At 59.8% G+C, this 24483-nt stretch carries 19 protein-coding genes and 1 tRNA gene; 13 read left to right on the top strand and 7 right to left on the bottom strand.

Annotation, left to right across the window (positions count from 1 at the left end; translation table 11 throughout):
* Positions 1 to 4 precede the first annotated feature (4 nt).
* A tRNA-Arg gene (locus MSL71_RS15830) sits at positions 5 to 81 on the top strand.
* A 352-nt stretch (positions 82 to 433) separates the two neighbouring features.
* On the opposite strand, the gene MSL71_RS15825 is transcribed toward MSL71_RS15830, so the two are convergent.
* From MSL71_RS15825 to MSL71_RS15810, 4 genes are all read right to left on the bottom strand, one after another.
* Complete coding sequence (locus MSL71_RS15825) at positions 434 to 1549, bottom strand: hypothetical protein (RefSeq protein WP_180142072.1); 1116 nt, start codon at positions 1547 to 1549, stop codon at positions 434 to 436.
* Positions 1550 to 2012: 463 nt separating this feature from the next.
* Positions 2013 to 2774 (bottom strand): hypothetical protein, encoded by a 762-nt coding sequence (locus MSL71_RS15820; protein ID WP_180142070.1) that lies wholly within the window; start codon positions 2772 to 2774, stop codon positions 2013 to 2015.
* Between the two features lie 253 nt (positions 2775 to 3027).
* Positions 3028 to 3951, bottom strand: a complete 924-nt coding sequence (locus MSL71_RS15815) for a DMT family transporter (protein WP_180142068.1) — start codon at positions 3949 to 3951, stop codon at positions 3028 to 3030.
* Positions 3952 to 4050: 99 nt separating this feature from the next.
* The gene (locus MSL71_RS15810) at positions 4051 to 4875 is read right to left on the bottom strand and encodes a helix-turn-helix transcriptional regulator (protein WP_180142066.1); all 825 of its coding nucleotides are present in this window, start codon (positions 4873 to 4875) and stop codon (positions 4051 to 4053) included.
* A 277-nt stretch (positions 4876 to 5152) separates the two neighbouring features.
* Here MSL71_RS15810 and MSL71_RS15805 point away from each other — a divergent pair, with 277 nt between their 5' ends.
* The 12 genes from MSL71_RS15805 to tsaA all read left to right on the top strand — a co-directional run bounded on the left by MSL71_RS15805 (position 5153) and on the right by tsaA (position 21727).
* Positions 5153 to 5710 (top strand): DUF4136 domain-containing protein, encoded by a 558-nt coding sequence (locus MSL71_RS15805; RefSeq protein WP_180142064.1) that lies wholly within the window; start codon positions 5153 to 5155, stop codon positions 5708 to 5710.
* 509 nt (positions 5711 to 6219) lie between these two features.
* Positions 6220 to 6777: an acetate uptake transporter gene (gene satP / locus MSL71_RS15800; RefSeq protein ID WP_180142063.1), complete on the top strand. Its 558-nt coding sequence runs from the start codon at positions 6220 to 6222 to the stop codon at positions 6775 to 6777.
* 242 nt (positions 6778 to 7019) lie between these two features.
* Positions 7020 to 8396, top strand: coding sequence for an aspartate kinase (locus MSL71_RS15795; protein ID WP_180142061.1), 1377 nt, complete (start codon positions 7020 to 7022; stop codon positions 8394 to 8396).
* Between the two features lie 229 nt (positions 8397 to 8625).
* Positions 8626 to 9828: a tetratricopeptide repeat protein gene (locus MSL71_RS15790; RefSeq protein WP_180142059.1), complete on the top strand. Its 1203-nt coding sequence runs from the start codon at positions 8626 to 8628 to the stop codon at positions 9826 to 9828.
* Positions 9829 to 9942: 114 nt separating this feature from the next.
* Positions 9943 to 14727 carry an alpha-2-macroglobulin family protein gene (locus MSL71_RS15785; protein WP_180142057.1) on the top strand — a complete coding sequence of 1595 codons (4785 nt, stop codon included), beginning with the start codon at positions 9943 to 9945 and terminating at the stop codon, positions 14725 to 14727.
* 592 nt (positions 14728 to 15319) lie between these two features.
* The gene (locus MSL71_RS15780; protein WP_180142246.1) at positions 15320 to 15820 is read left to right on the top strand and encodes a GspH/FimT family pseudopilin; all 501 of its coding nucleotides are present in this window, start codon (positions 15320 to 15322) and stop codon (positions 15818 to 15820) included.
* A gap of 22 nt (positions 15821 to 15842) precedes the next feature.
* The gene (locus MSL71_RS15775) at positions 15843 to 16538 is read left to right on the top strand and encodes a prepilin-type N-terminal cleavage/methylation domain-containing protein (protein WP_180142055.1); all 696 of its coding nucleotides are present in this window, start codon (positions 15843 to 15845) and stop codon (positions 16536 to 16538) included.
* A 5-nt stretch (positions 16539 to 16543) separates the two neighbouring features.
* Positions 16544 to 16933 (top strand): type IV pilus modification PilV family protein, encoded by a 390-nt coding sequence (locus MSL71_RS15770; RefSeq protein ID WP_425484426.1) that lies wholly within the window; start codon positions 16544 to 16546, stop codon positions 16931 to 16933.
* Between the two features lie 68 nt (positions 16934 to 17001).
* Entirely contained in the window at positions 17002 to 17643 is a 642-nt protein-coding gene (locus MSL71_RS15765) for a pilus assembly PilX N-terminal domain-containing protein (protein WP_180142014.1), read from the top strand.
* Positions 17644 to 17661: 18 nt separating this feature from the next.
* A complete protein-coding gene (locus MSL71_RS15760; RefSeq protein ID WP_180142012.1) occupies positions 17662 to 20577 on the top strand; it encodes a VWA domain-containing protein in 2916 nt (971 codons plus the stop codon).
* A gap of 17 nt (positions 20578 to 20594) precedes the next feature.
* Positions 20595 to 20948: a hypothetical protein gene (locus tag MSL71_RS15755; RefSeq protein WP_180142010.1), complete on the top strand. Its 354-nt coding sequence runs from the start codon at positions 20595 to 20597 to the stop codon at positions 20946 to 20948.
* Positions 20949 to 21184: 236 nt separating this feature from the next.
* Positions 21185 to 21727, top strand: a complete 543-nt coding sequence (gene tsaA / locus MSL71_RS15750; RefSeq protein WP_246317804.1) for a tRNA (N6-threonylcarbamoyladenosine(37)-N6)-methyltransferase TrmO — start codon at positions 21185 to 21187, stop codon at positions 21725 to 21727.
* A gap of 337 nt (positions 21728 to 22064) precedes the next feature.
* Here the strand turns inward: tsaA and MSL71_RS15745 are convergent, their stop codons facing one another.
* From MSL71_RS15745 to MSL71_RS15735, 3 genes are read right to left on the bottom strand one after another with little or no spacing between them, the layout of a single operon-like run.
* Positions 22065 to 22700, bottom strand: coding sequence for an ABC transporter ATP-binding protein (locus tag MSL71_RS15745; protein WP_180142008.1), 636 nt, complete (start codon positions 22698 to 22700; stop codon positions 22065 to 22067).
* Positions 22697 to 23464 (bottom strand): ABC transporter permease, encoded by a 768-nt coding sequence (locus tag MSL71_RS15740; protein WP_180142006.1) that lies wholly within the window; start codon positions 23462 to 23464, stop codon positions 22697 to 22699. The genes MSL71_RS15745 and MSL71_RS15740 overlap by 4 nt, the downstream gene beginning before the upstream one ends.
* On the bottom strand, positions 23461 to 24480 hold the full coding sequence (locus tag MSL71_RS15735; RefSeq protein WP_180142004.1) for an ABC transporter substrate-binding protein: 1020 nt from the start codon (positions 24478 to 24480) through the stop codon (positions 23461 to 23463). Before MSL71_RS15735 ends, MSL71_RS15740 begins: the two co-directional genes overlap by 4 nt.
* Between the last annotated feature and the right edge of the window lie 3 nt (positions 24481 to 24483).

The following is a 24483-nucleotide window of genomic DNA, read 5'->3' as shown; positions in this document are numbered from 1 at the left end:
CAATGCGCCTGTAGCTCAGTTGGATAGAGCATCCGCCTTCTAAGCGGATGGCCGCAGGTTCGAATCCTGCCAGGCGTACCATAAAAAAAATAAAGGCATTCCTTGATTTCAAGGGGTGCCTTTTTTGTTTTATGGGGCACCGCCTTCCTGTTTGTGACTCACACGTCTCTGCATCTCCTTTATTCCTCGTATAACAACCGGTTTGCTGCCCTGTGTTCGGTATGGTGAAAATTTGTGTGCCATAGGGTAAAAAGAAAGCAACTGTTGTGCCACGAACAGGCGTTTTTCATAACTGTCCGGGGTCGCAGCAATATCAGGGATGGAGGCGATGGGCTCAGACGGTATGGCCCTGTGGATTGTGTCTTTTGTAGGCACCCTGGACGAATGTGTATCAAAAAGATCCGTACAGGGGGCGACGTCCCGGCAAGGCCCGTCAGCCCGCTGATCCTTCACCGCCCCGGACCAGGCGTCTCACGCCGTGGCAGACCACCGCACACTCCAGCCCGAAGGGGAGGTATCCCCCATACCCCAGCAGGGGCATTTCGAATACGTGGAACCGCCCCACATAGGGAATCGCGTAGGTCCAGCGTGCCAGGCTGAACATGTTCCACATCTCCCAGAAAAAGCCGCAGGCAAGGGCCGAGATGGCCATGAGCCAGAGGTGCGACCAGTTTCCCGATTTCAAAGGGCTGAAGACCGTTTCATACCCCGCCACCTGTTGAACGGAGACGATGAGCAGAAGAGGGGAGAGCCACAGGAACGGATAGAGAAGGTCCGGGCGGATCCCGATGCCGACCAGGGCCACGGCCGAGATAAGCAGAAGGCACAACGGGGCCAGGGGCTTTGCACCAATGTCGATGCGTACAAACCGGCCCATGCCCGCCCAGAGGCGCGGAAAGGTGGCCAGGAGGTCGCAGGTGCTTGCCACCCCGGGGAGGACCGTTGCAAAGGCCAGGCTGGCCTGGCCGTTCAAGGCGAGCAGCTCGTCGTGGCCTGCGTGGTAGGACCAGTTTGCCGCAAAGCGGTTCAGGTACTCGAAAAACCACCAGAACACCGGGCTCGCCGCAAACAGGGCGATAAGGTAGACCGGCTCGTGGGTCAGCATGCACCGCCCTGTTCGTTTGTGGGTGATTCCGTTGACGACCAGGATAAAGGAGAGCCAGAGGGGCACGAAGGTCTGGTCCTGAAGGGGCTCGAACCAGGGGAACCGTGTCCAGGCCAGGGCCCAGGAGACCAGGAGCATCATCAGGCCGATTCGGCCCCACCAGGGAAGCCGTCTGGTCGAAACTCTTTTCGGGCGGGGTTGTGGCTCCTGGGACCGGATGAGGTGGCGGAAAAACGGGCCCATCACAAGGAGGATGGCGGCTGCAACAGCCACAAAAGCACCCCAGGAAAAGGGAGCCGGGGGCTGGAGGTCGGGTGTTGCGGTGAGGGTAAAAAAGGGCCGGAGCGGTTTGCCGTCGAGCCAGGCCCCCAAAAGGGGCAGCCCGATGAGCAGCAGGGCAATTCCGGCCGCGATAAGGGTTGGGGTCACGAATTTTTTTATCACGATACGCCTGTGCGGTTCTTGTCGTAGAGGCACGCATGCCAAAGGGTGGACGTCAGTCTTTTGAGTCTCAGGGGAGTGGGGAAAGTCGTGGGGCGATGAACGTGGACGGACGGGGCGCTGAGCCGCTCCCTGAATAAAGGGGTCATAGCCCGACGTCCCGTGGAGCGAAGAACCGGACGGGAAAAACATGTTCCAATGCGTCATTATATAAATTTGGGACGTAATGATCAACAACAGCAACTACAGGGCCAACGCATTTAACAATTCCGTTGCCTCCGGCGGGTCGCTTTTTGAAAAAAGCGTCGCAAAAACTTTCCGGTAATCAAAACACGTCTCTTGATAGGGGGGCTATGGCCGGTTGCGACGCATCCAAAAATGAAACCTGTTTGTCAAACTTTTCAAAAGATTGGCCCCCGGCAGGGCCGCCGGAGGCAAAATCTAAATGCGTTTGCCCTGACGGCAACTATGCCCCGGAAGACGCCAGGTTGATTTCCAGTTCGGCCTTCAAAGGGGTGGCGGCGCTTCTGGATGAACCTCTGCCGCCCCGCCTGCCCTTGCCTCCGGCCCGTTTACCCCCTGACGCCTTGGGTGGGGTTGTCTCGGGAGATGTAATCTCAAGGGTTACGCTGGTCCCGGGGGTGGTGTTTGCCAGCAGGGCCATGGCCTTGAGGTTGAGTCTGGCCTCCAGTATCAGCCGGTCGAATCGGTCCTGGGTCAGCAGCATTTCAATGCCCTTTTTACGGGCTTCGGATGGCGTGAGGTCCGTGGGGTGGACGGAAGGGGGCACCGTGATGGCGATACCGGCAGGCGCGGTCATGGCGTTTTGGGGGCGCGGCTGGTCCCTGTTTTGACGTTCGCTTTTTTCCGGTTCTTCTCCTGGCTTGATGGTCAGAGCCACATCCTGGCCTTCGGTGTTATCAAAGCCGAGGGTGAGGGTCAGGCCGCTGTGCATCACCTTTCGTGCCATGTTTCTTGATCCCACGGTGAGACAGATAAAGAGGTCGTCCTCGTTGTTCATGGTTCGGACGGCAAGGCGGCTGTCCTCGTCATAATACTGGGGCCGTATGGTGTCCCATTCGTTCGTCTGGCCGTCGACCCGCAGGGTGTCAACGGGTTGCCAGGCGCTTTGGATTTTCTGGGTCGAGCTGCATCCCATGAGAAGGAGCGCTGTAAGAACGGCGAAGGGGACTGCAATGAGTGTGCGGATGCTTTGCGTTTGGTGCATGGAGGGTGGGTTCCTTTGCTGGGGTAAGGGTCTCTCTGGACCGCCGATGACGATAATCTGCAGGGTGTACAGCAATGGGCATGCCAGCCGGGGGGATGCTTACGGAACCGTTAGAAATTCAGGGAATGGGGCCGCCGGGGGTGGGCTATGCACCTCGTGGCGGCCCCGGAAAGTGGGGGATTTCGGGACACTGGGGTGGGGCTGTGGGTAAAAATTCCCCACATCTGTGGCGTTTCAGGTCAGGTGACAGCCGTTACGCGGCGCGTTGGCTGAACACCACACCCAGCAGTACGGCCCCGGCCATGAGGAGCTGCAGGGAGGTGAGGGATTCGCCCAGGAGGACCCATCCGATCAACACCGCATTGACGGGGACCAGGTTGATGAAAATGGAAGCCCTGGAGGCCGGTACATGGCTCATCCCCCAGTTGTAGAGGCCGAAGGCGCCAAGGGTCACAAAAAGTCCGAGAAACGCCATGGCAACCATGAGCTCCGGGGTCCACACGGCTGTGGGTGTTTGAAGGAGAAGGGGCAGGCCGGGGGTGAAGAAGAGGGCCCCTGCCAGCAGCTGCATGGCGGTGAGGCTCCAGGGGTTGTAGCGCTGGCACAGCTGCTTGACGATGATCATGTTGATGGCCGCGCTTACCATGGCGCAAAGTTCAAGCCCGTTTCCCAGAAGAGGGTTCTGGGCCTTGCTGCCCGGGGCGTCCAGGATCGTGAGGCAGATGACGCCTGCGATGGTGATCCCCAAGCCTGCCATGAGGTTGCGGTTGATCTTTTCCTTGAGGAAAAGCCAGGCCCCGAAGGCAACGAAGAGGGGAACCAGGGCCGAGATCACACCTGCCTGGGATGAGGTTGTGTAGGTGAGTGCATAGGATTCCAGCAGAAAATAGAGGCAGGGCTGAAACAGGACCATGGGGACAAGGAGTTTCCAGTCCCCTCTGCGATAGCTTGCAAAGGCGGATTTACCCACAAAGGGGGCCAGCAGGAGCAGTGCCGTGGTCATGCGGAGCCACATGACAGACCAGGGGTTTAAGACCGCAACGGCAATTCGCATGGCGGCAAAGGAGCCGCCCCAGAGCAGGACGGCCGCCAGGAGCGCCGCCACCGGTAACAGGAGGCGCTGCGGGGAAGGGGTTGTGTGGTGTGCGGTGGGTAAAGGGGCCTGTGCTGTCTCCATGGATGATCTCCTCTGTGTCGGGTTGATACAGACCCTATCTCACCGGCGAAGGAGGGTATTGTATGAAATTGCGGTGGGGATGCTTTTTTGTCTGGCCCCTTATGCTTCCGCCATGTATTGCCTGGGCGTTGCCCCGGTGAACTGCTTGAAGCGCTTGGTGAAATGGCTTTGATCGCTGAACCCCGTTTCCAGGGCGACCTGGGAAAAGGGCATCCCTTGCCGCATGAGGCGCTGGGAGAGGTCAATGCGGCGCTGGGTGCGAAAGGCATGGGGCGCAATGCCCGTGGCGTGTTTGAAGACACGGAGGAAATGGTATCGGCTCAGGCCTATGGCCTCGGCCACTTCGTCCAGGGACATTTTCCGGCCCAGCTCCTCGGAGAGGTACTCCTTGGCCAGGCAGACACGGCGGGACTCGCCCTGAAACGTGTCGGGGCTCTGGGCATTGGCATAGCGAATCAAGAGGTGCCCCAGGGATTCCATGAGGGCTGTTTCCAGGGCAAGCCGCCCCTCATGCATGGTCATTCGATGGAAAAAAAGCAGGAGGCGATCCTGAAGGCCTCTGTCGCGAACCACCATGCGTTGGAATTCCGGTGGTGCAGAGTCTTTTCCCGAAACATCCCTGAAGGATGCGGTCATCACATCAAGCATGATGTTGACAGACCAGTACGAGAGCTGCTCCCGGCCGATGGGAATACCGGAGTGGACCTGGCCCGGATTGATCAATGCAAGGCTTTGCCTGTCCACAACAGCCTCGTGTTCCTCCGGCCCCACGCAGTAACTTGCCCCCCTGTCCGCGAGAACGAGGGTGTAGGTGTTGTCATGGACATGCTTGGGGAAAATGTGATGGCTATCAATGACTCGCGTAACTTCGATATCTTTAAGCTCGCCATGGCGATAGAATGTCGTGTTTCCAGGTTTTTTCATGGCCCAATACCGGTCTTTTCTCGTGTTTGGCAAGAAGGATCGATTCTATCAGGTGTCTCTCCATATTTCTTGTAGAAAATTGCGGGGGCCGCTATCCGAATCTCCGTTACCGGGTGGGTGCGGCAAGATCAGGGACTTGGGAAGGGCGATTGTTCTGTGGTAGAATAGCAACGTAACTTTGACGGGTTAGGCCGGTGTTTCCCCAATGGGATACCGGCCCCTCTTCATAAAAACCCCACGGTGGTGTACCGGTTATCTTCTTGCTCAGGAGGTGTGCATGAAAAAGAGATGGCTTTGGATGGTTGCGATGGCCCTTGTCTTCAGCGGGTGCTCCGGGATCCGGGTCAATCAGGACTACGACCCGGCACAACAGTTCGGCAGGCTGAAGAGTTACGCCTGGCTCTCTGAATCCCAGCCTGTCACCGGGGACCCCCGTATCGACAGCTCGTTGCGGGACAGCCGGACCCGTTCGGCCGTGGAGCAACAGCTCAGGGCAAAGGGAATCAAAAAGGTGGATGACGCAGACGCGGCCTTTTACCTCCGCTATGAGTTTGTCCTGAGAAAAAAGATCGAGTCCAGCGGAACCGGCGGAAGCGTCGGCTTCGGCAGGGCCAGCCATGGGCGCTACAGCGGTGTCGGTATCGGTACGGGGACCAGTGTGAGCGATTACGATGAAGAGTCCCTCATCATTGATTTTGTGGGGCGAGACTCGTCCACCCTTTACTGGAGGGGTACCGGGGCTCAGCGTTATTCCGAATACAAGGACCCCGATAAAGCCATCAAGTCCCTTAACAAACTGGTGAAAAAAGTGCTGGACCAGTTCCCCCCGAAGTGAGGCCCAGGGTTTCGCCCGGTCTCCCCGGACAACGGCACACACCGGCTGTTGTCGTGTTCCTGCCTTTCCCCTAATTTCAAAAAACGAGGGATAAATGCGCCCATTCGCGTCGGTATTCCGGCTTGAGCTTGTTTGATGAGGTTCCCTTTCCCGTGAATATCGTGTAAGACAGCCATCGCGCCAAAAGAGCACGGATGGAAAAGGCGAGGGGGTTGTGCGGGTGGGAATGGTGAGCAGTAACGTGAACAATGGTCTGTTTTTGATTGCCGTCATGCGCAGCCGTCTGATATAACCCATCGTTATTTCCATAAAGAGAGCAGCAACAAAGAGACGGATGAAACGACAGGCGATGCCCGAAGTTACGGCGCGCGGGTCGAAGCGTGTAGAAAGTTAGGGTGAGGTGGCTTGACGGCAACCGGTTCGGCGGGGTCTTGCGGATGCCTTCCGACGGGGAAACGGTTAAGGTGCCTCAAAGAGAAATGGAGAAGCAGGTAAGGAGACACAGATTCATGAAGGACAATGTTTTGGCAAACCCGGGGCCCCTGGGTCTGATGGGTTTTGGAATGACCACCGTTCTTTTGAACATTCACAATGCCGGGTTTTTTCCCATGAGCGCCATGATCCTGGCCATGGGCCTGTTTTATGGCGGCATGGCACAGATCATCGCAGGGATTCTTGAGTTCAAGAAAGGCAACACCTTCGGGGTGACCGCCTTTATCTCGTACGGCCACTTCTGGCTGACCCTGGTGGGGCTGATCCTCATGCCGAAATTCGGGTGGATCGAAGCCACGGAACACCATTTCATGGGGTGGTACCTCTTTATGTGGGGGCTTTTCACCTTTTTCATGTTCTTCGGGACCCTCAAGGCCAACCGGGGCCTTCAGTTCGTGTTCGGCTCCCTGACCATCCTTTTTGTCCTTTTGGCCGCCCACAACTGGACCGGCTCCCATCTCATCGGCGTCATCGCCGGTTTTGAAGGCATTGTCTGCGGACTGAGCGCCATCTACCTGGCCATGGCCGAGGTGCTTAACGAGCAGTACGGCCGCGTGGTGCTTCCCATCGGGTAGCGATCCGGTCGCGGCTTGAGCCCAACGGGTTACCAAAAGCCCCCCACTGTCCCGGCGACGACAGTGGGGGGCTTTTTTTGTGCGGATCGTCGCGCCCTGCGACACCCTGTGCGACAGGGGGCGTCGCATGCACACCCTCCACCTGGTGGCCACGGGCATTCTCCTTGTTTGCTGCCGGATGAGTATGATAAGACAAACAAATTCTAATTGACGATGCAACCTCACGGAGAATCCCGAGCACCATGAAAGTGATTAAAATAGGCGGCGGCTGCCTCAAGGGCAAGAAGACCATTGAATCGATCCTGGACCTCCTGGCGGGTCGGGTGAAAGGCGACATCATCGTTGTTTCGGCGTTGAACGGCATCACCGACATGCTCATCGACGGCATGGCCGATGCCCTGGCCGACGAAGAGACGATTCCCACGCTCATGAGCCGCCTGCGGACCAAGCACATGTCCACGGCACGGCACATCATCGCCGATGCTGATCTCCAGAAGACCTTTTCCAAGACCTTCGGCAAGGGCCTGCAGCGCCTGGAACGGTATTATTACGGCCTGAGCTACACCGGGGAGAGCACCCCCAAGATGCGCGATCTCATCAGCAGCTACGGGGAGCGCTTCAGCGCGGAGCTGCTCACCTGCGCCATGAACGCGCGGGGCGTCAGGGCTGTCTGCCGCATGCCCCAGAATATCGGGATGATCACCGACGGAAAGTACGAGGATGCCACCGCAGACCTGGAGGTGACCCGGGCGAATTTTCGCGAGCACTTAGGGCCCCTGGTGGGCGAAGGGACCCTGGTGTTCATGCCGGGTTTTTACGGGATCAGCGAAGAGGGCAACATCACCACCTACGGCAGGGGAGGCACCGACTACTCCGCGGCCGTGGCCACCGTGGCCATGGAAGCCGAGGTCCTGGAGTTCTGGAAGGACGTGGCCGGGTTCATGAGCGCGGATCCGCGCATGGTGCCCGATGCAGAGCTGATTTCCGTTCTCTCCTATGCCGAAGCCGCTGAGTTGTGTTATTTTGGTGCAAAGATTCTTCATCCCCGCGCCGTGGAGCCGGTGCGCCGGTACGGTCTGGACATCGCCATCAAAAGCACCCTGGATCCCGATGCCGAGGGGAGCCTCATCACCACAAGCAGCCCCGAGGCGCCCCACGTGGTGAAAAGCGTCACCCAGAACACCGACGTGGGCATCATCAAGGTGTATGCCTCGGGCATGGGAGCCCGGCCGGGCATGCTCTCCGAAGTGACGGGCTGCGTCACGGACAGCGGCATCAACATCCGGTCCGTGGTCACCTCCCAGACCTGCATCTCCATTCTCCTGGACAAAAAAGACATGGACCGAGGCTACGAACTCCTGGAAAAACTGACCCCCAACCCCTTTCGCAAGGTGGAGCGGGAAGACGATGTGGCCCTTATCAGCATGGTGGGGGAGGGGCTCAACTCCCGCAAAGGGGTTGCCGCCCGCTGTTTTTCCGCCATGGACGACGCCGGGATCAACGTGGAGATGATCGCCTTCGGCCCCTCGCCGGTGGCCCTCTATTTCATTGTCCGGGAAGAGGATCTCAAAGCCTCGGTCCGCGCCCTGCATGCAACCTTTTTCAACGGCGCGTCGTAAGGGGCGATGTTAACTATTCAGTTGTCTCCGGCGCAGCAAGCCGCAAAAACATTCCGGCTGAATGTCCGATACGTTTAATACAGTCGGCTTGCAGATAACTTTCGGTCCGGGGCGTCCTTAAGACCTGTTTGTCAAACTTTTCAAAAGTTTGGCCCCCGGCAGGGCCGCCGGAGGCAACAACCGTGCTTTTTCCCTTTTTACCTCATTCTACTTGTGCGAAGGAGTCTCCATGGGGCTTTTCTCTCTTTTTGTCAAATCACCCGAAGACCTCGAAAAAAAAGGCGATGGCCTGGTTCTGTCCGAACATTACGGCCCTGCCCGTACCCAATACGCAAAGGCCCTGGAGAAACTGGCCGGAAAAGAGGCAGGCCAGGAAGCCCTTGTTGCCCGTATTGAAGAGAAGCACGCAGGCTGCGGCGAGTGCCTGGCCAAGGAGCACCTGGCCAACGCGGCGGAGCTCCATGAGTCGGGCATTGACGCCGAAGCCCATCACCTGCTTCACCTGGCGGGCCAGCTGGCCCGGGAAGCCGAAACCAAAGAGGCCATCCAGGCCCTGTTGGGAACGCTGAAGAGCTCCATGGCCCGGGAGGGCGAGGAGTGGGACGACGACGAAGACGAGCCCGGGGTCGAGGCCCCGTACACTGAGGATGATCAGGCCTTTGAAGCCCTGTGCATGTCCCTTGCCGAAGAGCAGGGCGAGGCCTACATGGATTACGGCGATGCCTTCCGAAAGGGGTACAGCGCCTTGAACTCCGGTGCCTTTGCCGAGGCCGAAGAGGCCCTGGACCAGGCCCTTGAGGAAGACGGCGACGACGGGTACGTGCCCCTGGAGCTTGCCGCCGCCTGCCTGAACCTTGGAAAACGGGACAAGGCAAAAAAACTGCTGGAGACGTTTTTGTCCAGCCACCCCTTGCACACCCACGGCGTGGAGCTCTTGTGCCATCTCCATCTGGACGAGGAAGAGCCGGAAACATCCCTTGCCATCCTGGATGATACATTGAATGGACTTGAGGAGTGCCCTGTGGAGCTGGCCCTGCTCAAGGGCCGCCTTCTCATGGCGTGCCGACGGGCCGGTGACGCCGAGGCGTTTCTTGCCCAGGAGCTGGAGGAACGCTGGGACGACAACCTCGCCTTTTTCCTGGCCAACCTGAAAAAAGACGGCGGAGACGCCGCCGCAGCCCGAACCCTTCTGGAGACCAGCATGGGCCGCTGTGCCGGGTGCGGAAAACGCCCTCCCTCCCATATCCAGCTTACCTACGCCAACCTTCTCAAAGAGGCGGGGGACACCTCGGTCCCTCTCATCGAACGGTATTTAAAGCTTGCCATGGAAGACCCCGCAACGGCCCCTTACGCCTATCAGGCCGTCAGCGACATCTATCGGAGCAAGGGAGACGCCTCCGAAGCAGACCGGTACGCCGCCATGGTGAGCTGACATCTTTGTGACGGAGATCATGGCGGCTTTGCCGTGTGTTGTGGTAGCCCTGAAAGCTGAGGAATCATTGAACCGACGTTTTTAAGCTGTTCCCAACTCGTTGAGGATCCCACCATGAATCGATTCGTAGCGCTTCTGGCAGGTCTGGTTATGGCGGTGTTCGCCTCGGTTTCCCTGGCGGCCGACACCTTTCGTGTTCTGGACATCGGTGAACGGGAGTATGAGAACGGCCCGGCCCTGTCCGTCCTTTTTTCCGAGCCCCTTGCCCGGGATGTGCTCCAGGGCGGATTTCTCCAGGTGACGGTGGGCGATGGCCCTGCCGACGGGGGCTGGGTACTTTCAGAGGACGGGCGGAGGCTCTGGTTTCCCCATGTGGAGGCTGAGACATCGTATACGGTGACGGTTCTGGAAGGGGTGACGTCCGCCTCTGGCCAGGTCCTTGCCGAACCGGTGGTGGGCCGGGTGGAGACGCGGAAGGTGGAACCCATGGTGGGTTTTGCCCGCAGCGGGCTGGTGCTTCCCCGGGGGCTTTCCGGCGGCCTGCCCGTGGCCACGGTGAACGTCCCGGCCGTGGACCTGGAATTTTTCCGCATCAACGCAGAGGGCTTGCGGCGGTTCGCCCAGTGGCGGAACCCCACGGACAGCATGGGGCTCTACCGGTTGGAAGACATGCCGCAGTATGGTGAGCTGGTTTACTCGGCCCGTTTTGACCTGGATCCCGTGAAAAACCGGCGGGTGGTGCGCCATATCCCCGTGCGGGAGATCAGTGTTCTGTCGCAGACCGGTCTCTATTTTGCGGTGATGAAGCGGCCGGGTACCTTCGGGTATGCGTACCAGAGCACCTTTTTCATGGTGACGGACATCGGCCTGTCCCTGCGCTCCTACAAACAGGAGACGGTGGTTACGGCCTCCTCCCTTGCCGACGGCACCGCCCTTGAAGGGCTCCTGGTCTCCCTGTTTGACGACAAGGGGCGAACGCTGGCCCAGGGCCGCACCGATAAGCTGGGGCTCTTTCGGAGCCGCGATGCCCGTGTGAAAAAGAGTGTCCTCATTCGCGGGGAGAGCGCGGGAGGGGACCTTGCCTTTCTCTCCACCCGGGCCCCCGGAAACGATCTCTCCGAATTTGACGTCACCGGACGCAAGGACAGCCCCGTGGATGTGTTCGTCATGGCTCCGCGGGATCTTTACCGGCCCTCCGAGGCCGTCCCCCTCTCATTTCTGGTGCGGAACAACGACGGCAGGCCCGTGGATGTAAAAAACCTGTTCGTCCGCTGGGTCAAGCCCGGGGGCAAGGTGTTTTCCAACGTCAGTCTGGCGCCTTCGGGGTCCTCCGGGTATTTTGAGGCCGTGGCCACCCTTCCGGGCAACGCTGCCACCGGTCGCTGGCGGGCCGAGGTGAGGCTTCGTCCCGGCAAGGTACGACCGGTTTCCACCTTTGAGTTCATGGTGGAGGAGTTCCTGCCGGAGCGCATGGCCCTTGATCTCTCCTCCGACAAAACCGTTCTGGTCAAAGAAACAGCCCACTCCCTGAAGGTGGCCGGTCGATACCTCTATGGGGCCCCTGCCGCAGGGAACCGGGCCGAAGCGCGGCTTACCCTTCGAACCCGGCGCGCCTGCTTTCCCGATGGCCTGAAGGATTTTTCCTTTGGCCTGGAAGAGGATGCGGACTTTCTCTCCGTCTCGGACCTGGGGAGCCTCACCCTGGATGACGGCGGCAAGGGCGCCTTTGCCGTGGATGAGGAGGCTGCAAAGAGCCGCTCGCCCCTTTCCGTTACCTCGGAGGTGAGCCTCTTTGAAAGCGGTGGACGCCCGGTGACCCGGCGATTTTCCCTGCTCTGGATGCCGGACCGGCGCATGCCGGGAATCCGGTACGGTGGAGGCCGGGGCGGCACCGGAGAGCTTGAGACGCACAGCCTGGACCTTGTGGTGGCCGATGCCGCCGGAAAGCCCGTTGCCGTAAAGCAGCTTCTGCTCAAGGTGATCCGCATCGATCGCAACAGTTACTGGGAGTTCAATGAAGGGGCCGGGTGGCAGCACCGGGTCACGGAAAAACGCTACACCTTTGCCGAATCCTTCATGGACCTGCCCCCAGGGGTGGTGACCCATGACCTGACCCTGCCCTCTGGGGACTACATCGTCGAGGCCGTGGACCCCGGAACGGGTCTTTCCACCACCGTGTCTCTCTCCTCGGGCCGTGGCTATGGCGACGGCGCCCCCCATCCCGCCAAAGTGAACCTCCTTTTTGACAAAAAAACGTACCGACCGGGCGATGTGGCCCGGGTGACGGTGGTTCCCCCGGATGAGGGCGAGGCCCTGGTGATGGTGGAGGGAAAGGGCCTTCTCTGGGCCCGGCGCACGGCCGTTGAACGGGACGGCACCGTGGTGGAGATCCCCGTTGCCGAGGCGTGGCAGAGCCACGACATCTATGTAAGCGCCGTGGTGCTGCGCAAGACGGCACCCAAAGACCCGGAGACCCCCTTGCGCGCCATCGGTGTGCAGCACCTTGCCCTGGACCGGGAGCCTCGGGCCATGGACGTGGAGGTTCTGGTGGCACGGACCTGGCAGGAAGAGGCGCCCCTGCCTGTAACGGTGACGGTGAAAAAAAAGGGGCAGGCCCACTACGGTCGGGTCTGGCTGGCTGCCGTGGATGTGGGGATCCTGGGGATTACCGATTTTGCCTCCCCGGATCCCTACGCCTGGTTTTTTGCCCGGCGCTGGTACGATGTGAAGGGCACGGACCTCTTCGGAAAGGTCATCGAAACCGACGCGTCCTTACGGGCCGCCATGCGGTTCGGCGGTGACGGGGACATCTCCCTGGGCGGTGGAAAGCCCCAGGCCGAGGTGATACTCTTTTCAAAGGTTCTCGGCCCCTTTGAGACCGACCGCAGCGGAAAGATCACCGCAGAGATTCCCCTGGACGATTTTTCAGGGTCGCTGCGTCTCATGGCCGTGGCCTTTGACGACACCTCCTTCGGGGCCGCCGAGTTCGAGACCACGGTGACCCCGCCCCTGGTGATACAGCTCTCCGCCCCGAGGTTCCTTGCGCCCGGGGATGCCTCCATCCTCACGGCGGACCTGACGCGGATGGTGGCCGGGGAAGGCGACTACTCACTGCGCCTGGAAGCCGGGGGGCCGGTATGCATCGACGCCGACGCCGAAACAGTGACGCTTGCCGAAGGAAAAAGGAAGGTCCGCTCCTGGCCGGTGACGGCTGCCTGCGATGCGTCCCAGCCTCCTTATGGGGTGGGTGAGGTGGTCATGACCGTGCAGGGGGACGGGGTGACCAAACGCATCACCGCCCAATGGCCCGTACGTCCCGGCTACCCCGGTGAGGCCCGGGAGACCCGCGTGCGCCTCAACCCCGGGGAGAGCCTCTCCCTTGACGCCCAGTCCATGGCAGGCCTTATTCCGGCCACCGTGGGCGGTGCCGTTGCCGTCTCCACCAGGCTGCCGTTGCCTGGTGATGCCTATGTGCGTGGGTTGCTCGATTATCCCTACGGCTGCCTGGAACAGGTTGTCAGCCGTGCCTTTCCCCAGCTTTGGCTCCTGCCCGAACGGGCCCGGGCCATGGGCATTGAGCCCGTGCCTGTGGAGAAACGGCGTGAGATCCTGGATGACGCCGTGGCACGGGTTGCCGCCATGCAGCGTCACAACGGAGGGTTTGGCCTCTGGAGTGCATCCGGCCCGGAGGACCCCTGGCTCTCATGTTACGCCGTGGATTTTCTCCTCACCGCCCGTGAGATGGGGGTGAGGGTGCCCACGGAGGTCCTGCGCCGGGGATTGGAGCGCCAGCGCACCTGGCTGGTCAAGGGCCCCGGTGGAGAGCTTCGTAACGACAGGGCCGCTTCCTTTGCGGTTCGCAGTTATGCCGCCCATAACCTGTCCAGGGTCCGAAAAGGGCACCTGGCGACCCTGCGAACTCTGTTTGACAATCATGTGGAAGATGCCGCCGATCCCCTGTCTGTGGCCCGCCTTGCCCTTGCCCTGAAAGCCTCCGGGGACAAGCGGCGAAGCAGGGGCGCCGCAGACAGGGCCCTGGTTCTTCGCCCCGACGCAGAGCACTGGCGAAGGGATTACGGCAGTGCTCTGCGGGACCTGTCCATGACCGTGGCCCTTTTCACCGAGCAGAAAATCGCCGTGCCTTCCATGGCGGACATCCTCGACACCCTGGAGACGAACCTGAGGCAGACGAGGTGGCTGAGCACCCAGGAGCGGTTTGCCCTGTTCCGCCTGGCCCTGGCTTTTGCCGAGAACGACGACACTGTCTCCCTTTCGGTGGCAGAGGGCGGTGAGTCCCGGAAGGTAAAGGGCAAAGGCCCCTTTGCCATGAGCCTTTCTGCAAAGATGTTGGCCCGGGGGCTCTCCCTGACGTCAACGGGAAAGGAGCCCCTGTTTGCTTCGGCCGTGGTCACGGGGTACGCAGAGACGCCCCCTGCTCCCATGGATGAGCGTATCCGCGTGGTCCGTGAGTATTTTGACCTGGAGGGGCGCAGCCTGGATCCCGAGAGCGTGCCGTCGGGCACCCTCATGCTGGTGAACCTGCGGGTGACCGCTTCCGAGGAGGTTCCTGACGCCCTGGTGGTGGACCTGCTTCCCGCCGGACTGGAGATTGAAAACCCCAATCTGGAGCACAGCATCCGGGCTGATGAGGTTGTGATCCGCGGCAAGGCTGTCTGGCGTCATGCCGAGGAGAACCCCCTGATCCATGCAGAGTACCGTGAGGATCGATTGGCAGCATCCGTGTACCTACGCAGGGACCATGAGTTCAGCCTGTTTTACGTGGTGCGTGCCGTAACACCGGGGACCTTTGTGGTGCCGCCGCCCTTTGCCGAGTCCATGTACCGCCCCGAAATTCGGGGGATCGGTGCCGGGGGACGGGTGATCCGGGTGGAAAAGTGACACAGGAGCCCGGAATACCAGGGCAGGGGACACACGCCTTTTTTGTGTCCCGCTGTTTTGGTGTGCTGCCGTTATTTTGCAGGAAAAAGGTGTTTTATGCCCCGGTCGAGGCATCCGTGTTTGTCTTTTTTGTTTAACGTAAGGAAACCCGTTGTCACGGCCAACGGGGCTGTTGACATGCCATGACATGGGAGGATCAAAGAGAGATTTCCTGTTTATGGTCAGTAAATTTATGATATTTTTTTTGTTGATAAATCTGCTATAATACACCCACATATGGTTCCAGATTTACTCTGGACGCAATCATCCCGTATGGCTTTCCCACGACGGGCCGGACAAATAGCCGCATGACGCGCATTCTCTGAGCCACTTCTCCATACGACGCCCTCCTCCTTCCGCGCACGATGTTCTGCGATATCTGATTTTGTCCGGGCATCACAGCTCCATATCTCCAGTTCACAAGACATCATTTTTTCAGCTGTTTTACGTTGGTAACGAAAAGGACTTCATTGCTTTTTTGCCATACGCAGGTCGATTCGAGCCGCCATGGACGGTGGGCATCGGGGGACCTTGCAAGAATAAGGAAGGCATTATGACCAACAGCAGAGGCATGACCCTCCTTGAACTGATGGTGGCGGTGGCGATTCTGGCCGTCCTGGCGGGGATCGCCGTGCCGGAATTCAAGCAGTGGGCCGCAGGGCAGCGGCTCTCCTCTTCGGCCCGGGATGTGCACCTGGTGTTGCAGGCTGCCAGGGCCGAGGCCATCAAAGGGGGAGAGGACGTGGTGGTTGTCTTTACCGAAGGGACCGGGGCTGCCGGGCAGTATACGTCCTTTGTAGACGAGGACGGCGATCGTTCCCTGGATACGGGGGAGACAACCCTGGAGTCGGGCAGCTTTCCCGGGGGCATCGATATGTTCCATGCCCGGTTTGACCTCAATGGCTCCGGCACCCAGGACAAGGATCGGACCCACTTCGGCCGCCACGGGTTGACCACCGGCCGCAACGGGGAGGTCAAGTTCAAAAACACCTATGGAAAAGCAATGCGCGTGGTGCTCAACGGCGCCGGGACAAGCCGCGTGGAAACGATGTGACGGGGAGACGATGCTCATGGTGATGTACTCAAAACAACAGGGGTTTACCCTCTTGGAAATCATGGTGGCCGTTGCCCTTTCCTTTATCCTGATTTCGGCGGCCTACTTTTTCTACAACCACCAGGTCCAGACGCGGGTCACCCAGGAACGGGTCACCGATATGCAGCAGAACCTGCGGGCCGCCATGCTTCTCATGGAGGACGACATCCGCATGGCAGGTTACGACCCCAACGGCACCACCGGTGCTGCCATTACCGTTGCCACAGCCTCCCGTCTGACCTTCAGTTACTCCATGGACGGCGACGCCAACGGTACCGACGACGACGGTGACGGTGATGTGGATGAAGCAGACGAAGCCCTCCTTACCGAGACGATTTCCTACGGTCTTTTTGACGATGGCAGCGACGGGGTCTCGGATCTGGGCCGAACCGTGGGCACCGGATCTCCGGTGGCGGTGTCCGAGAACGTGGAGGCCATGGAACTCTCCTATCTGCTGGAAGACGGCAGCGTCACGGGGACACCTTCGGACCTGACGCAGATCGTGGCAGTGCGTTTTGCCATTCTGGCCCGGACCCGGACGGGTGAACAGGGGTTTTCCAACAGCGCCACCTATGCCTACGACCCACTGGATTCCACGAAAGTATGGGGCCCTTACAACGATGAGCACCGGCGACGCCTCCTGCGTCACACGGTGCGGTGCAGGAATCGGGGGATATAGAACGTATGGAAATGAATCGGAACGCGCAGGAGGAGGGTATGACCCTCATTGAGGTGATGGTGGCCAGTGTGATTCTCCTGGTGGGGATTTTGGGCATCGCCGCCCTCCAGATCCATGCCATGAGGGCCAACGCCCAGGCCTTTGACATGACCGAAGGGGCCGTGGCCATCGGGGATCGCATTGAGCGGGTGCTGGCGGAAACCTGGACGGACAAGGTCACGGGGGGGGACCTGGCCGAAGGCACCCATACCTCGACGGACGGGAGTTACACCGTCACCTGGACCGTGGTCGACGCAACCGACGGCCGCAGCAAGACCGTGAATCTCACCGTGAGCTGGGGGAGCGGGGATGACAGTCACTCCATTTCCCAGGTGATGGTTCGGGCAAAACAGTGAGAAAACCCTTTTGGGGCTTTAACCAAGGCAGCCTGCGGGTGGTCCTTTTTTCAACGAAGGAGAGACCCATGAAACGGTGGTGGCAAAAGACCAAAGGACGAAATGAAGAGGGGAACGTGCTTCTGGTGGTGATGGTGCTTCTTTTTCTGGTCACCATGATCGGCATCGCCTCCATGAACAACTCCGTGGTGGAGCTGCGCCTTGCAGGGAGCGATCGGGTGGTGAAGCGCAACTTTTACAACGCCGAAGCCGGGCTCTTTGAGGCGGTGGCCAATTTTGAGCGCATCTACGCCAATGAAGCCGATGACGATGGGAACCGGCTCTACACCCTGGACAGCACGACCTTTCCGCTGCGGGACCGAGACCCGGAAAACGGCGGGGTTTCCTTTGCCTCCCCGGTCCTTGACGGGGACGGAATCCCCGTGGCCTGGATCGAGGTGCGAGCCATTGTGCTCAAGGCCAACAGGCTTGCCAGCGGCCTTTCGGACGACGCCGACGAGGTGCCCTCCATCGCCCACATCGGGCCAGCACCTCCGGGGTTTGACAAGGCCACCTACCGAACGCGGCGATACGCTGTGACGGCAACGGCCATCGACCCCACAACGTATGATGCGACAAACCCAACGGATTCCCTTACCGGACCCACGATCCAGTGCGGCGTGGATATTGGAGAGGAGTTCGACAAAGTGGTTCATCTGGTGGGGCTCTGATCCCAAAGGGAGGTTGATATGCGCAGTCGACACACATGGTGGTTGGTGGCCCTGGCTTTTCTGATTACAAGCCCGGCCCTGGCCGATGACACGGCCATCTACGGGACCCAGCCTGTGACCCTGGAGCCCAATGTCATGATTATTTTCGATACCTCCGGGAGTATGTCCACCGCGGATGTGCAGGGGCAGCCCTATGACTCAACAACGGTTTACGGTGGAACGTATTCGAGTGACGCAGTGTATTATCGGAGAAAAGGAAGCTGGGAGGTATTGACGAATCATGTGGATAATATTTTGTGTCAGCCCATCAAGAATACCTTGAAAACGGTGGGGTATGATCGAGATTATCTTAAAAATAACCTGAACTGTGGAGGCGCTCGGAAACGCATGCGGACCGGCAATTACATGAATTATGACAGCAGTAATTTGTCGGAAAACAGGACCCGTATGTCCGTGGCCAAGGAGGTCGTGAACGAACTTCTGGCCGATATCACCGGTGTTCGTTTCGGGTTGATGGTGTTCCATTACAGCGAAGGTGGATACGTGGTGGCCGAGTGCGGTACGGACAACAGCACCATCTCCACGGCCGTGTCCGGGCTTACCGACGGTGGGTACACCCCCCTTGCGGAAACTCTTGCTGAGGCAGGGCTTTACTTTGCCGGACAGGCCAGTCATTTCAACAACGGCACGTCGTATACCAGTCCCATCCAGCACAGTTGCCAGAAAAATTATGTCATTATCGTCACCGACGGCGAACCCACACGGGATGCGAACCAGATCCTGTACCAGAACGATTATTACAACGGCAAAAAAATTGGGGATTACAATAATGACGGGCGGGAGTTCAATAACGACGGAACCCTCAGCAGCACCTCCAACACCGATTTTCTGGATGACGTGGCCGGATTCCTCTACGACACAGACATGCACACCATGGGGGCCGGGACCTCCTTTGAAAAGCAGAACATCATCACCCACACCATCGGCTTCAAGCTGGACCACGACCTGCTCTCCCGCACGGCCATCCTGGGCGGGGGAAGCTACCACACGGCCAACACCGCCTCCAGTCTCAAGGAGGCCTTTGTCCAGATCATCAGCACCATCGTGGAGGAGTCCACGGTGTTCGTGGCGCCGGTGGTGCCGGTGAACCGGGTGAAGCGTACTGCGGACGGGGGCTTCATCTACCTGGCCTTTTTTAAGCCCATTCAGATCGGGGAGTGGCTGGGCAACCTGAAGAAGTACGGCCTGGATTCGGTGGGGGATATCCTTGATTCCACGGGCGTTGCCGCGGTGAATGCCGATGGCACCATGAAGGACAACAGCCTCTCCTACTGGACCCAGCTGAGCACGGATGGAGCGGATGTGACCAAGGGCGGGGCCGGAGAGCGGATCCAGGTGCAGACCAGCCGCAATATCTACACTTACACCGGCACCAGCAACGACCTCACCGATGCAAGCAACAGCTTTGTGGAGACCAACACCGCCATTGGCGTGGATGCGGCCCTCATCACCGAGGTCCGGAACGGCATCAACGACTGGCCCATCGGATCCATCATCCACTCCGAGCCCACGGTGGTTCATTACTCCACCTCTGCCACGATGATTTACTTCGGGTCCAACGACGGGCTGTTCCGGTGCATTAACGACGCCAATGGCGAGGAGGTCTGGGCCTTTGTTCCTCCGGGCCAGCTGAACCGCCTCAACCTGCTCCAGGACAACAACAACGATTACTACGTGGACGGACCTCCTGGGGTGGACTACGGGGCACGCATCACGGGCACGGACCTTTTTACCCCGGAAACGGTGCTTGTGGGCGAGCGCAGGGGCGGATCAACGTACTACGCCTTGAACATCACCGATTACAACGCCCCGAGGTGGAAGTACGATATTGAAGAGACGCACCTGGGAACCGGGGCCGAGGTCCTGGGGCAGTCCTGGGGGACCCCCGAGGTTCGAACCATTAAGGTGTCCGCAGATACCACGGCGGACGTGTTTATCCTTCCCGGGGGCTACGACAACCAGCAGGACCTGGATACGCCAGCCTCCACGGACAGCGTGGGGCGTGCCCTGTTTGCCGTGGTCGCTTCCTCCGGGGCCCTTACCCCCGTTAAGGTCCATGCCGGAAACTGGAGCAGCATGACCCACAGCATCGTGGATGTCGCGGCCGTGGACCACAACGCCGACGGCATCACCACCCGCATCTACGCCGGGGACATGGCCGGCCAGGTGTTCGTCCTTGCCGACGACGTGGCCATCACCGGCACCGGGGCAGATCAAAAGGCCGAAGAGGTGGCACCGGCTGGCACCTGGTCCTACAAGAACCGCCTGTTCCGCAGCGGCCTGGGCAAGATCTTCTACGCGCCCGTGGCCTCGGACATTGAGGGCAGCGTGGAGGTGCTCTACTTCGGTACCGGCAACCGGGCCGATCCCCTGGACACCACCGAGTCCAATCGGTTCTACGGCGTGTACAACTACTGGCTGGATACCGACCTGACCCCCGCCAACGACCTTCTGGATGTCTCGAATCCCAACGGGTCCTATGACGAAGCCCTTAAGGCCAAGAAGGGGTGGTACATGAACCTGCCCAACCCGGGGGAGAAGGTCGTCTCCCAGGCCCTGGTGGATTCGGGGGTGGTCTACTTCACCACCTACACCCCTGTGGTGACGGGAATTGCAGCGCCCATCGACGATCCGTGCGGAGGCACCGGGGCCCGCGGGACCGGTCGCCTGTATGCCGTGAGCATGCTGGACGCCACGCCTGTGACGGACTGGGGCAACTCCTCCTCGGGCAAGGTGCGGTCGACGATTCTGCCTGCTGACCTGCCCATTGCCGTGCCCATCATCAAGAACCGCAAGATCTACGTAGGGGCCAAGAGCTGGGATTTGCCCGAAAACGATCGGGTGGAATACTTTTACTGGAAGCAGACCCGTTAGGTTAGGAGGACGAGACGATGAAACGATTCATTCTGGCCGTTGTGTGCATGGTGTGGGCCATGGGAACGGCTGCCTGGGCCGGAGAGATGTTGAGCGAGGAGGAGTACGACGTCTTTGACTTTATCGAGATGCAGGCCCGGGTCCTGGAGGTGGCTGGGGACTGTACCTGGGTGGTGGTGGGTGAGACCCGGTTTTACGTTGGGTCTGCGGTCTATGACGGCAACAGGGTCCGGACCACCTGCCTGGATGCAAGTGGGAACCCTTTGAAAAATGCCTGTCTTATCAAGCCCCGTGATCGGGTGTACGCCAAGGGCGTGATCCTGGAGGACCGAACCATCATGGCGGTGACCATCAGGAAACGAGACCCGTAAACGTATCGCCCTGAAGGTGAAACGGCATGTCGGCTTTGAATGTCTTTTCGAGTACGGGCCACCCTGCGCCACCGAACACGGTGGGCGAAGGGGTGGCCCGTTTTTTTGTGTGTTGCCTCTTTCTTTTTTCCAGTGGTATGGGTAGTTGAAGATAACTTGTGAGCTATTTTGTGAGTTAAATGATCCGAGCCGACATCCGGGCATGTTTGTACGAAACGGATGGGAAGGAAGAGACCATGGCGACAGAGACCAGCACAACCCGGGAGATGTGTCTGACATCGGTGGGGGTTGTCCGAAGCAGCCTGACCAACCCGGAGCTTAAGGCCAGGAAAGACGGCATTGAACTGAAAAAAGGCGATGAGGATGTCAGGGCCCGTGTGAAAAAGATTTCCGAGCTCGTTTCGGAGATCGTCATCGACGATCGATTTGACGGCATCCTGGAAGGCATTGAAGAGTTTTCCCATATCCTCGTTCTCTACTGGCCCCACCTGGTCCCGGACGAGGGGCGCTCCGTCCTTCAGGTTCACCCCATGGGTCGAAAAGACGTTCCCCTGAAAGGCGTCTTTTCAACGTGCAGCCCGGCACGGCCCAACCCGGTCCTGGTGACCGCTGTGCCCCTTGTGTCCCGTGAGGGCAACGTCCTGAAGGTGCAGGGCCTGGAAGCCGTGGACGGCAGCCCCATCATCGACATAAAACCCTACATGACCCATTACTACCGTCCGGAAGGGGTGGAGATGGCAGGCTGGATGTGTCGGCTCCTGGAAGAGGTGGACGGGTAGAGAGGCGTGGTTTGTGACGATCGTCCCTTGTGCCTCCGGCGGGTCGCTTTTTGAAAAAAGCTCCGCAAAAACTTTCCGGCTGAATGTCCGTTATGTTGAAACAATCGGCCAGCCCTCGTCATTCGTAAGACCTGTTTGTCAAACCCAAGTCATAAAATCGGGTAAAAGTTTGGCCCCTGGCAGGGCCGCCGGATGCAATTTTTGGAGCTGAAGAGTTACATGTAATGAAAATTTGCGCGAATGCTTTCACCCTGAGGAACGAGGGGGGAAAGCATTCGCAACCTGGGGTCCAGGGGATTTATTCCCTGGACCCCGGAGGCCTGTCTTTTCCCCCTCGTTAGCCTGCAAGGGGCAGCTGTTCCAGGGTATCCGGTGCGGTGAGGGTGTAGAGGCTGTCGGCGGTGTGGATCATGTTCTCCACGTCGTGGGTGACGTGGATGACGGTGGTGGTTTTTTTGGAGAGGGCCTCCTCCAGGTGCTTGCAGATGGAGTCCCGCAGGTCCGGGTCCAGGCCGGTAAAGGGTTCGTCCAGCAGAAGGAGGTCCGGCTCGATGGCCAGGGCACGGGCAATGGAGACCCGCTGCTTCATGCCCCCAGAAAGCTGGTTGGGGTAGCTGTGCTCGAACCCTGTAAGGCCCATGTCGGCCAGGCAGCTCATTCCGGCCTTCTGGGCCTCTTTCTTTTTTTCTCCCCTGGCGATAAGGGGCAGGGTGACGTTTTCAAGGGCCGTGTTCCAGGGCAGGAGGCGGGGTTCCTGAAAGACGTAGCCGGTTTTGCAGGTGTGGCGGACCACCCTGCCGGATGTGGGGGTGACAAGCCCTGCGATGATCTTCAGGATGGTTGATTTTCCGGCCCCGCTGGGCCCGGTTACGGCCATGCGCCGCCCTTCCGGTATGGTCAGGTTGAGGCGACGCAACACCTCCCGGTTCTTGAAGGACATGGTCACATCAATGAGTTCAACGGCCGGTTTCATGATTCCCTCCACAGGTATTTCTCTTTTAACGGTTTCAGCAGGAAAAATTCGATCCCCCCGACAATGGACATGCTGATCAGGGCCAGGGCGTATAGCTCCGGTGTGTCGAGGTTTGTCCGGGAGATGGCCAGGCAGTGGCCGAGGCCGTTGTTGGCCCCGAGCACCTCGGCCAGGACCACCACCCGGATCCCGTTGCCCACGGCAATGACCGCCGCCGAAAAGAAGGGACCGGCCACGGTCATGGCGTAGATGCGCCTCAGTTTCATGGACAGGGGAAATCGGTAAATCTCGGCCATCTCCAGAAGGGATCTGTCCACTGAACTCATGGCCTGGGAGACGTTGACATAGACCACCGGTGCGATGGTGCAGGCCGTGATGCTGATGACCATGAGGTTGCCCATGCCGAACCAGAGCATGAAGACCACCACGATGACCACTCCGGGGATGGTCATGAGCATCCACCTGAGGGGTTCGATCATCAGCCTGAAGGGGTCGAAGAACCCGGCCAGGAGGCCCAGGCTTCCGCCGACAAGGAGCCCGAACACCAGGGCCAGGCCCACCCGCTTCAGGCTCACGGCAAAGTGCCGGAGGATAAAGGTGGGGTCGCTCAGGAGCCTGGCTGCCGCAGAAAGGGTCTCCAGGGGCGAGGCCACCACCAGGCCCGAGTAGTGGCGCGCCACAATCTCCCAGGCCAGGACGAGCAGAAGGATGCCGGAGATGCGGAGGAGCAGGCGGGCTGTGGTGCCGTGGATGGTTCCCATCATTGCGTCACCAGAAAAAAGTCTTCCCCCGGAAGATCGCCTCCCGTGGCCCTTGGTGCCTGCCTGGAGAGTTGATCAAGGAAGAAGAGGGTGTCGGAAAAGGCCTGTGGCTCGCTGGTTACACGGATGTCCACCCCGGGAAGGGTCCCGTCTTTTGACTGGGCCACCAGGGCCGGAAAGCTGTTCTCCGCCATGGCCAGGGCCTGTTCCGGGTTGGCCGAGATGCCCTCGACGCCCCTGCGGTACTCCTCCAGGATCCGGCGGACCATGGCGGGGTTGTCCAGGGTGTTGCCAAAGAGGGCAAAACCGCTGACATAAAGGGGCTTGCCGTCAAACTTTTTTTTCCAGAGCGTCCTTAAGTCCAGGTGCCTTTCAAGGAGGGGCGCCCCTTTGTCCGCCATCTCTTTGGATCGCATGACCGCCAGGGTGGCCGCGGGCTCGGCCAGCAGTGCATGGTGCCCTTTGCCAAGGAGCAGCAGATTCACCGCCTCCAGGGCGCCACCTGTGTGGTGGCGGTTGATTTTCGGGGCCCCTTGCCCCAGAAGGGCGTTAAAGAGAAGCTCGGGCATCTCTTTGTGCCCGAAGGGGAAGAGAATGGTTCCGCTGAGGTCTTCCAGGTCTGTTTCTGAGGCCTCCGACGTGGAGACGATCCACAGGGGGGTCTCAAAAAGGGCGGCCAGCTTGGCGTGGACTCCCTTGTGGTAAAACAGGGAGGCCGATGCCGTGGTGACGATGGCTCCGTCCACCTGTCCCCCGGCGATCATGGCCCGGATCTGGTCCGGGGAGTGCCAGGGGGTGAATTCGATGGTCATGGCCGGATCGTCAAAGGTCATGCCGGACATCATTGCAAAGGGGAGGCTTTCGGCCACAGGCGGTCCGGAGAGCCTTATGACCGGGGCTTCGGCGGCTTGAATGTGTAGCGGCCGTAAGGCTGTGGCACAACAGAGGGCCAGCACAATCATCATGACACGGGTTAGAAACACCCCGGGTCTCCCCGGGGTGCGTACAGCGTGGGTCATTAT

Origin of the sequence: Desulfoluna butyratoxydans (assembly GCF_900699765.1) — a bacterium.
GTDB lineage: Bacteria > Desulfobacterota > Desulfobacteria > Desulfobacterales > Desulfolunaceae > Desulfoluna > Desulfoluna butyratoxydans.
Note: the sequence above shows the minus strand (reverse complement) of the source record. Positions and strands in the feature narration are given on the sequence as shown.